The sequence below is a fragment of the Aequorivita viscosa genome (assembly GCF_900106795.1).
Lineage (GTDB): Bacteria > Bacteroidota > Bacteroidia > Flavobacteriales > Flavobacteriaceae > Aequorivita > Aequorivita viscosa.
The window spans coordinates 19,403-30,293 of the sequence record NZ_FNNS01000030.1; the positions used below are offsets into that span (position 1 = coordinate 19,403).

Genomic DNA, 10,891 nt, shown 5'->3' on the forward strand with positions numbered 1-10,891 from the left:
TTATTTCGATTTAGTGAAAGTAACTACCTCTTTATAAGCTCTTTCAACATTTGTTATAAGTTCGTTAACTTCCTTTTGTTGCTCATGGTTAAGGATTAAATAATCGCAGGTTACGGTATGTTTGTATTTTATTTTTCCTTCGACATTGGCGTAGGAAATAGTCGCTTTTAAATAATCGTTGGCAAAGGATTGAGATTCTGGTAAATAATCGACCTGATACCCTTCCGGGATTTCAAATTCGGCTTCTAACGTATATTGGTTTTTGTATTCTATTTCAATATCGCGTTTTCGATTAGGAGCTGTTCGGAATTGAGAAATGTATTTGTTAAGATTTAAATTGATAAAAATCTGATCTCCAAATTGATTAAAATAATCCCCAATTGTTGATGTGTACGTAATAATCAGGTTTTTGTCGTAATCGTCTTTATTGGCTTCAACAACATTTTGAGCAATAAACTTGTTGTTTCCTATTTGAAAAACCTCGTTATAAAAATTATCACGTTCACTTTTGGTATTCAGATTTCCCACGGCGTATATATAATCGATTTTGTTATAGCCTGAAACTTCTGTTTTTGTAGTTCCAATTAACTGCTTTCCTTCAATTTTAAGCTGTGTTTGTTCTTTTACTGAATTCATTTCAGCTGGAATAACCAGTACTTTAGCAATTCGGAAATTACTGTCGTCTAGTGCTATAAGTGCTTCTTTTCCTTGAATAAAAGATGAAGGGTATGTTATTGGAATATTTCTCCCCGTGGCATCCAAATAATAAATATCGGAACCATCAAAGTAGCTTAGAATCATGTGGTTGTCTACCATTGGAGTTGGCACTTCTTCGTAACTATATGGAATTTTTCGGGTACCAATCCAGGTTAAATGCCCTTTCAACCCAGCTATTTCAAGCATTTTATATAGAATGCTGCTGTTGTCTTTACAATCGCCGTATTTTTTCTGAAAAACTTGATTGGCCTCTCTAGGAATAAATCCGCCAAGGGCATATTCAAAAGCGATGTATTTAATATTGCGTTGTGTCCAATAATAAATAGCCTTTACCTTTTCTAAATCGCTATCTAAACCTTCGATTAGACTATTGGTTAGGGAAATTAATTCTGGATCTGCTGGTTCTTGATTTATATCTTTAACCAACGAATAATACCAATTATAAAGATCCTTGGTTTCATTGAGAATTGGCACTGTATTTCCATTTACCTCATACGATGCGATAATTGGAATTACGTGAGGCAGTACATTTTTATGTGATGATGTTTGTGATTCATAATCGAAAGCTTTTACATCTTTTAACTCCCAAGTGTAGATGATTTTCCCACGTTTTTCTTCTTTTTTGAAATCGATATTCAACCCTTCAGTATTAAACTGTTTGAACTTTAAGTTTACCGAAGCATCAGCTGTTATACTGAATTTATTTTGAGCTATTGGAGAAAAATTTCCAAAATAGAAAGGCGTTAGAAACCGTGGATTTTTAATTTTTTGAGAATATTTAAGATGCGATTTCGATCCTTTTTTTAGATTGGAATAAATGAAATTGATTGATTTTGTATCGTCATAAAACGACTCGCCCATTTCGTCTTTTTCGGTAAATACTGAAACTTTTTCCTCTCTGTATTTATTGTCAGTGTAATTAAATGAAGACGCCGCGATGCTTTCCAATTCAAAAAAGCTTGAAAAATTTAAAGATTGCTGAGATCCTTGTGTGGCTGCTTCATTGAGGTATAAGTTTTCTTCAATATTTTCTTGGGCAATATCAATTATACCATTGTTAACAGTAATAAAAAGATTAGACTCCTGATTTAAATACACTACAGAGGCATCGGGATATTTATCTTTATATTTTTGAAAAGTATCGGAATATTGTGCGTGCGCAGCGGTGGCAGCGAGTATCAAAAAAACCGATATGGCTTTAGTTTTAAAACTTCTGCTGCGCATACATATAGCCATTAAAATAGTCTTCAGATTTAATCTTTTTTCCCGTATCGTCATATTTACTCGCGTTTCCTACTTGAACACCATTTTTAAAATGAGCTTCTTCCTTGAGTTTTCCATTTTCATAATACCTCGTTACTTTTCCGTCGAGTTCTCCTGTTAGGTAATTCCGTTTCTCTTTGATGTTTCCGTTGGCATAGTATTCAATTTTTGGACCTTCGTACTCATCGTTTACGTTTACAAATTCATCTTTAAGCTGTCCGTTATAGTAGTAGGTTTTATATGTTCCTATTTGTTGACCATTTTTATATTCTAATTCCCGCGAAACTTTTCCATTATCGTAATAGGCAATAACCTTTCCTGTTTCATTAGTTATAGGAATCATAGTCACTTCCTTGCCATTTGTATCGTTATAGCTATAACCAATTAGCGTTCCGTGATTGTAAAATCTAATTAACTGTAATTTTCCTGACGGACTGTAAAACTCCTTTCGGCCGTGTTGCTTTCCAAAGAGGTATGAAGATATGGTATATGGAGTACCATCTTCATAATACGATTTCCACGTTCCTACGCGGTCATCTAATTTATAGAAAAAAGAATCTTCAATTTGTCCATTTTCATAATAGCGAACATACTCACCATCCAGATTTCCTAGAACATAAGTAGCTTTTACGTTGGGTTGCCCGTTTTCAAAATACCAAGTCCAAGTTCCATTTTGAACCCCGTTCAGGTACGCACCTTCGGTGTCAATTTTTCCATCAAAGAAATATGATTTATAAGTTCCGTGTTTTACGCCGTGTAAATAGGACGTTTTTGTATAGATTTTACCATTATAATGTTTAAATATAAGCGTTGTATCCTTTTTTGACGGTTTATAATCTACAACTTGAAATTCGTTTCCGTTACGATCATAAAACGTATCTTTTAAAAGATTATCGCGATCGTACACAGCTTTATTTGTTAATTTACCATCAACTCCATAGTACTCTTGTGTTCCATTAAAATCTCCTTTGTGATAATAATTGATGCTTTTTAAACTACCATCTATGTAATAAAACCGCCATTCTCCTTGTTGCAAACCATCTTTATAACCACCTTGATTCTCTATTTTTCCATTTTTATGATAGTTTGCATAATACCCGACTAGCGTATCGTTTTTATAATTACTCGACCACTCAATAGTTCCATTGGGATAATATGAAGTATACGCTCCTTGAATTAGATCATCTTCTAAAGTGGCTTTCGATATTAAATTACCGTTGTCGCCGTAATACTTCCATTCGCCTTTGCGCCCTCCCGAAACGTTATACAATCCTTCGGAGGTAAGGTTACCATTTGCCGCAAAACCGTTGTAATAAAATTCGCCTCCGCGTCTTTTTCCTTCTTTTAAAATTTCACCTTTTTTATTGAAAAACTTATATTCGATAATATCTCCTTTTTTGTAGGTGTAGCTATAATGCTTTTTTCCGTCATAATCGTAATAGGTATAGGCTCCATTGAGCACTCCGTCATCATAGTTGCCCTCACTTTGAAGTGTTCCATCTGCATAATAGGTTGTATAAGGCCCCTGCAACAAATCGTTGATGTAAGTACCTTTTTCAGAAATTTCACCGTTCAGAAAGTATATTTTATAATCTCCTTGAAGTTTGCCATTAACATAAACAAGTTCACTCGACACATTCCCGTTAAGAAAGTGTGTTTTTTGCAATCCGTGTCTATTACCGTCTGTAAAAGGTATTTCAGAATATAGCTTCCCATTTGCGTAGTACTCGCTTGCTTTTTCTTGTACTTTATCATCTTTGTACGGAATAATGAATTCTGGAATTTCTTCGCCTACACTAAAGTACGATGTATAAGTACCGGTGAGTTTTCCATTTTCAAAATATTTTTTTTGCATCAATGCTCCATTCTCGTTGTAATAGAGAAATTTGCCGTCGAGCTCTCCATTCTTATAAAAACCTTTCAACGACAATTGTCCGTTAGGATATATAATGGTATTCTCACCTTCTAGTTTGCCGTTTTTAAAAACAGCCACCTCTTTAAGTTTTAGTTGATCGTTATACCATTTCCAGGTACCACTGCGCTCCCCGTTTTTGTCGTAATGCGCTTCGGCTACTATTCTTCCCTCTTTATTAAAATAGAACCAGTCGCCAACTTGTTTTTCACCTTTCATAGTTCCCATACCACTGATTGAGAGAGTACTACCATCATATTCGAATTGAACTGTTTTATTGCTAAAAAGGTCTTTATTATCTGTTCGAGCAAGGGTTGTCCATCTCGGAATTGCAAGCTTTAAAAATTCAGTGATTTCCTTAGTTTTCTTAGTAACTATTTTTTTATACTTTTCGTTTTCAATAGAATAAGAAATAGTGTAACTAAAAACATCAAAATTATTAGACTCTTGAATCCATTGAAATAAAGGAACTACCTTTTTACTCCAAAAACCACCTTTTCCTTTGTAGTTGGCAAGTTTTAAGAGAAGCGCATGATTTTGTTTAGTTAAATCATAATCGAGTTCATTATCAATTTTATAATTATTATTCAATGCAATTCTATTGCTGATAATTAAATCAATTTCATCAAAAGCTTTGTCGTCTTCTGAAAGTATCAAGCCAGGAGTTCGTTTGTTTTCATTTTTGGTATTAAACATAGAATTGGCTGTCTTGAGCCTTGCAAACGAATACTCACTATCGGGATCAACTAACAAGGCGAGATTAAAAGCCAGTAATGCCTGCGAAGGACGTTCTTGAGTATAGTAAATTGAACCTAATTTTATATACGCATTGGCATAAAATGGATTGAGTGTAATAACTTGCTCTAAAGCTTTTACAGCTTCTTTTAGTTGCCCTTTTTCTTGTAAAGCAATGGATTTATTATACAACAATACATGACTTGCCGGAAAAAGTTCTAAGCCTTGGTCATAGGTTTCAATAGCCTTATCAAACTTATTTTGCCTAGTAAATGCAACCCCTTTGTTTTGATAAAATGAGCTTTTTAGATCTCCAATTTTCATGGATAGCCCTTCGTCGATGGTGCTAATAGCCTCGTCGTAACGCTCTAAGGCCATCAAATAGTAAGATTTCCTTAAAAGTGAATTAGGATAGCTAGTATCGTTTTTATTTACCTTTTCTAGAATTTCAAGAACTCCCTCGTAATCGTTTTCTTGAGATTTTAATGATATGGAGTTATTGATTTCGTTAAGATCAATAATCTCTAACTTTTCTTGGCCAACCGCAGTTAGGCTAAATAGCCCTATTGCAAAGAGTATATACTTTTTCATTTATCAAATATAGCAAACTCTTAAAATAATCATAAAATTTATTCTCTAGTTGTTTAAAAAGTTTTTATCGCTTCTTGATGTGTTATTACTCTTTACATCCTAAGAAAAAAAAGTGGTTTAATAATTAGACTGATAGGCAATAAGATAGATTGCTGCTGAGAAAATGATTCTAGGAAATAACCGCGAATACACGATTACTAATTTTAGTCGCGATCGACTAAAATTACATTAACATCATCTATATTCTGGATTTTCAAATTCCCATTGGGTGCCGTCATCCCAGGCTTTTCTGGAATTTCCATAGTTTGAATATCCATTATTGGATTTTAACATCGAAGCTAGATGAAGTAGATTATAGGTCATAAAAGTGGTATTTCGATTGGTGAATTCACTGTCAAATCCCACTGGCGGATCTATCTTTTTTCCCTGCCATTCGGTGTCGCCATAACTTGGTCCGGGGCCTACTTCTCCGATCCAGCCAGCATCTGCTTGTGGCGGAATGCTATAACCTAGATGTTGCAATGCATAAAGTATCCCCATAGAACAATGTTTTATTCCGTCTTCATTTCCTGTAATAATACAACCGCCAACCTTTCCATAATAAACGTATTGACCTTTATCGTTGTGATAACCACTCATAGCATAAAGGCGTTCTATTAATTTTGAAGCAACAGAAGAACGTTCTCCCAACCAAATTGGAGTACCAATTACTAGGATGTCTGCAGCGATTATTTTTTCATAAAGTTTAGGCCAATCGTCTTTAGTTTCTCCATCTTCTGTCATATCAGGCTGAACTCCAACGGGAATTTGATGATCTACAAGTCTTACTACTTCTACTGAAACCTTTTCAGATTTCATAATGGCTATAGAACCATTCATTAAATTCTGAGTATGACTTGATTTTGGGGACTTTTTTAGCGTGCAGTTAACGTAAACGGCTTTTAAATTGCTGAAATCTGGCTTCTTCATAGTTTTGCTTTGTACTTAAAGAGTATAATATACTAATTATTTAAAAACTGAATATATAAACTTAACTTCAATTTGGAATACTGATAATTCTAAGCAACACTCAGTATCAACATTACCCCGCTCTCCGCAATACCTCCAAAGGTGAACTCCGCAATACAGACTGTATATTGCTCAAGCCTATTAACAAAACCAGTAAAGTAATTCCAGGCAAAAACACCACGAAAGGAATCAAGGATGGTATAAAAGGTTCTTTAAACACAAATAACGCCAAGCACAGGCTACTTATTAAAGCCAGTAGAATTCCGATCAAGCTTCCCAACAGTCCTAAAAACACGTATTCAAAGGCTGTAATCTGTAAGATTTGTTTGTTTTTGGCGCCCAAGGTTCGCAACAATACACTTTCATTGATCCGTTGATATTTACTCGTTCTTACGGAGCCAATCAGAACAATAATCCCAGTGAGAATACTAAAGAATGCCATAAAATTAATAACCCAAGAAACCTGATTTAAAATATCTTCAACTAAGCTGTAAACTTGTCGTAAATCAATGATGGTTACATTCGGAAATTTAGCAACCAAATCGCGCTGCAATGCTGCTGCACTTTCTTCATCTACTACATTGGTTGAAAAAACATTAAACTGTGGCGCTTGTTCCAGTACGCCCTTCGGAAATACAATGGTAAAATTAAGTTGCATTTGCGCCCAATCTACTTGGCGAATACTGCCCACAGTTGTTTCCATAAGCACACCTTGCACGTTAAAAAGTACTGGATCGCCAACACTTAGCTTAGCGTCTGAGGCTAGGTTGTCTGAAATTGAAATTACTACAGGTTCATCAACCTTTAGTTCGGGAGTCCACGCACCTTCTATTAATTTTTCAGACGGAGTTAACTCATCCCGATATGTAGTTCTGAATTCATGATTCAACAGCCATCCGCGTACTTCGCTAGTACTATCTTGACGTATTTCATTTACTAAAGTTCCATTAATGCTGTGCATTCTCATTGTTACCAATGGAATATTATTAAGCACTGGCAATCCTCTATTTGTAAGACTTTCCGCTACCAAATCTCGTTGATCTGGTTGAATGTCTAGGACGATGATGTTCGCATTGTCAGCAGATTGCCCTACTTCTGTTTTTGCTAACAGAATATCCTTTGTAAAATACAAAGTGCTTACTAAAAACGTACCCAAACCTATAGCAACCACTAAGACCACCGTTTGATTGTTTGGTCTAAACAGGTTGAGTAAACTCTGGCGTGCAGTAAAGCTCCAATGTCTTGGGAAAAATCGTTTTATTGTTTTAATAAAACCTAAAGCGACAGCACCCAAAACAACGAAGGTGATAACAGTTCCCCCAACAAAAAACGCAGCATAACGTGCATCCTCTAAAAGCCATAATGAAAATAAAAACAGAAATACCAAAATTGCCCCAAAGACTAATAACCTTATTTGTAGAGGCTCTTGAGAAGCCTTTTCATCTACCCGTAAAACGTCTAATGGTGATACATACAACGTTCTGAGTAATGGCAAAAGGGCAAATAACACCGACATAAATAGCCCGAGCAGTATTCCAATGATGATAGGTTGAGCTGAAACAGTGATTTCCAATGTGAAGGGCAAAAAGTCTTTTAACAAATACGGAAATAACTCTTGAATACCCACACCAATTAATGAACCAATGAGTCCTCCAACGATTCCAATACCTGCAATTTGAACAAGAAAAATCAAAAAGCTATGGAGTCTTGATGCGCCCATACATTTCAATATAGCTATGGCTCTCAATTTTTCCTTGATATAAATATGCACAGAACTAGCAATACCAATACATCCTAATAACAATGCAATAAAGGCTGCCAAGTTTAGGAATTTCCCAACATTATCATAACGTCTTCCTATACGTTCGGTTGTGCTAGTATGGGTGTCCAAATCAGCATTTTCCTTCCTTAGTTTAGGCCGAATTTTTTCTTGAAGAAGACTTAAATTGACAGTATCTGAAACTTTATAGAAGTATTGATATTCTTTTCTACTTCCAAATTGAAGCAACGCTGTAGCCTCTATCAACCTATTCGGAATAATCACTACTGGCGCTACAGCACTAGAAAAAGCCGAACTACCTGGAATAGATTTTACTGCTCCCAAAATTGGAAGCGTTAGTTCCCCTATTTTTATAGAATCTCCCGGTTTCACCTTAAATTGAAGCATCAGCGTGGCATCCACCAAGGCACCACCTAATTCTTGGTAGGTTGTTGCCACAGCAGCCGGTTCGGTTTCTAATTCACCGTAAAAGGGAAAGTCACCTTCCAGGCCACGTACCTGAACTAGTTTTGTACCGTCATTCTTCGGGAATGCCGCCATAGATACAAAATTAACCTCGTGAGCATCGGGTTGTAATGAGTCGATGATGGCCTGTGCTCTTTTGGTCGGAACTTGTTTGGAGTCTATAATGAAATCGGCACCCATTAAGGTTTTCGATTGGTTCTGAATGTTATCTTTTAAATTAGAACTAAAAAGTTGAATGGATACCACGGCCGCAATTCCCAAAATAATCGATGCCATAAATAATAGCAATCGCACTTTACTAGCTTTGGCATCACGCCAAGCCATTTTAAAAAGCCATGGGGTTCGCAGGTTTTTGTTGAAATTAGAGTTATTCACAGGACAGCAGTAGGTTGATTAGTTACTATTTTCCCACCTTTGAGTTTCAAAATTTGCTGGGTGCGATTGGCTAATTCCATATCGTGGGTTATGATTACTAAAGTGGTTCCTTGTTCTTTATTCATATCGAATAATAACTGAATCACTTTTTCGCCAGTTTCAGTATCTAGATTACCCGTGGGCTCATCGGCAAATAAAATGGAAGGATTGTTTGCAAATGCTCTCGCCAGCGCCACACGTTGTTGTTCTCCGCCAGATAGTTGCGACGGATAATGATTAACACGATCTCCCAACCCTACCTTTTCTAATAAAGTCCTTCCTTTCGATGTCGCACTTTTATCACCCTGTAACTCTAGCGGGACACTCACATTTTCAAGTGCCGTAAGAGTAGGTAACAACTGAAAATTCTGAAAAATAAACCCTACTTCCTTGTTTCGCAGTTGGGCGCGTTGGTCTTCATTTAAACTATTCAAATTTGATCCACATAACGCTACACTACCTGCACTTGGTGTATCTAAACCCGCGCACAAACCTAATAAAGTAGTTTTTCCACTTCCTGAAGGACCTACAATAGAAAATGTCTGACCTTTCTCAACATCAAAAGAGATATCGTGTAGGACAGTCAATTGCTTGTTACCGCTGGAATATGTCTTTTCCAAACCAGTAATCTTTAATATCTTTGACATATAATTTAACTTTAAATAACGACTAATGTTCCAAGCGCATAATAATCAATTTCAAGTGAATATACCATCGACATTAGGTCTGAAATTCATAAAATTTAGTTATTTTTTTATAGTAGTTTTTCTAATCTCTTGTGCTGATAGCAAACCTGAAAAGGTTAAAGAAAAGACACAGACTTCCGAACAAACTGAGAATACTGCGGTAACAAACACCTCTAACAAAACCATACTTTGTTTTGGAGACAGTATAACGGCCGGTTACGGTCTAAACGATAGCAATGACGCTTATCCAGCGATATTGCAACAGAAAATCGATTCGTTAAACTTGCACTATACCGTGATTAATTCGGGTGTAAGTGGCGAAACCACAGCAGGTGGTAAAAGCCGAATCAATTGGGTAATAAAACAAAATATAGATATTTTTTTATTAGAGCTTGGCGCAAATGACGGCTTACGTGGAGTAAGTCTATCTGAAACACGTTCTAATTTGCAAGCAATTATTGATGAAGTCCGCGAAAAAAGTCCAAAGACTACCATTATTCTAGCTGGCATGGAATTGCCTCCGAATATGGGACAAGAGTATACTGCAGAATTCAGGCAATTATATTCCGACTTAGCTGAAAAAAATAAGGTTGAATTTATCCCATTTATATTGAAAGATGTTGGTGGAATCGCTTCCTTGAATCAAAGTGACGGTATCCACCCTACTGCTGAAGGACACAAAATCGTAGCCAATACCGTATGGGAAACATTAAAGCCGTTGCTTGTTGATTAAAATGTTTAGTGCTAATTGCGTTATCTTGATAACTTAAAGTGCAACTGTGATTTAATAAAATCAGACTAAAATGAACTTTAAAATTCAGAACAAAACTTGCTTATTTATATAACGTTCAATCTACTTGACTATAAAAACGATATCTTCTCAAAAAAATAAAGAATTGAAATTAATTAAAGAATAACCTTTATATATCAGCCTGAAATATCACAGATAAATATAACATACGAACAGTTTCGTATAACTAAGAACCTGATATACTAATCGCTTTTCGTCCAACCGAAAGATTAAAGTACTATTTTTAAAGGTGAGCTTGGCTTAGATTTTATTAAATGTTATATCAAAGCTCCTAGTTTTTAGCAGTTCATAGTACAATTATAATTCTCAATATAGCAGTTGACTGTAAAGTTAAACTCGCTATATCAGGGTGAGTCCTTCGCTGTGGCTTAGGGTTAACCAAGGTCGAACCCTATAATTTTAACAAATTTAGTTTTGTAACGTACAATACAATTCGACAGTTCTCAGTGTAATAGCAGAATACATCACGCTGTGGGAGCGTAGGAGATTTCAGTTTGTTCCAAAAAAAA

At 35.7% G+C, this 10,891-nt stretch carries 6 protein-coding genes; 1 reads left to right on the top strand and 5 read right to left on the bottom strand.

From position 1 onward, the window contains the following. The 5 genes from BLW28_RS14075 to BLW28_RS14095 form a co-directional block, all read right to left on the bottom strand. Positions 1-1,941, bottom strand: a complete 1,941-nt coding sequence (locus BLW28_RS14075) for a DUF3857 domain-containing protein (RefSeq protein WP_092842581.1) — start codon at positions 1,939-1,941, stop codon at positions 1-3. Further along, positions 1,922-5,218 carry a toxin-antitoxin system YwqK family antitoxin gene (locus BLW28_RS14080; RefSeq protein WP_073221097.1) on the bottom strand — a complete coding sequence of 1,099 codons (3,297 nt, stop codon included), beginning with the start codon at positions 5,216-5,218 and terminating at the stop codon, positions 1,922-1,924. Before BLW28_RS14080 ends, BLW28_RS14075 begins: the two co-directional genes overlap by 20 nt. A gap of 234 nt (positions 5,219-5,452) precedes the next feature. Continuing rightward, on the bottom strand, positions 5,453-6,187 hold the full coding sequence (locus BLW28_RS14085; RefSeq protein WP_073221099.1) for a flavodoxin family protein: 735 nt from the start codon (positions 6,185-6,187) through the stop codon (positions 5,453-5,455). A 112-nt stretch (positions 6,188-6,299) separates the two neighbouring features. After that, positions 6,300-8,795, bottom strand: coding sequence for an ABC transporter permease (locus BLW28_RS14090; protein WP_073221102.1), 2,496 nt, complete (start codon positions 8,793-8,795; stop codon positions 6,300-6,302). Positions 8,796-8,842: 47 nt separating this feature from the next. Next, positions 8,843-9,532, bottom strand: coding sequence for an ABC transporter ATP-binding protein (locus BLW28_RS14095; RefSeq protein WP_073221105.1), 690 nt, complete (start codon positions 9,530-9,532; stop codon positions 8,843-8,845). A gap of 25 nt (positions 9,533-9,557) precedes the next feature. Between BLW28_RS14095 and BLW28_RS14100 the strand changes: the two genes are divergently transcribed. Next, positions 9,558-10,304 (top strand): arylesterase, encoded by a 747-nt coding sequence (locus tag BLW28_RS14100; protein WP_073221108.1) that lies wholly within the window; start codon positions 9,558-9,560, stop codon positions 10,302-10,304. Positions 10,305-10,891: the final 587 nt, after the last annotated feature.

Bases quoted from the DNA above. Each gene is read 5' to 3' on its own strand.
- BLW28_RS14075 (WP_092842581.1), bottom strand. From the start codon at position 1,941: ATGCGCAGCAGAAGTTTTAAAACTAAAGCCATATCGGTTTTTTTGATA.
- BLW28_RS14080 (WP_073221097.1), bottom strand. From the start codon at position 5,218: ATGAAAAAGTATATACTCTTTGCAATAGGGCTATTTAGCCTAACTGCG.
- BLW28_RS14085 (WP_073221099.1), bottom strand. From the start codon at position 6,187: ATGAAGAAGCCAGATTTCAGCAATTTAAAAGCCGTTTACGTTAACTGC.
- BLW28_RS14090 (WP_073221102.1), bottom strand. From the start codon at position 8,795: ATGGCTTGGCGTGATGCCAAAGCTAGTAAAGTGCGATTGCTATTATTT.
- BLW28_RS14095 (WP_073221105.1), bottom strand. From the start codon at position 9,532: ATGTCAAAGATATTAAAGATTACTGGTTTGGAAAAGACATATTCCAGC.
- BLW28_RS14100 (WP_073221108.1), top strand. From the start codon at position 9,558: ATGTTCCAAGCGCATAATAATCAATTTCAAGTGAATATACCATCGACA.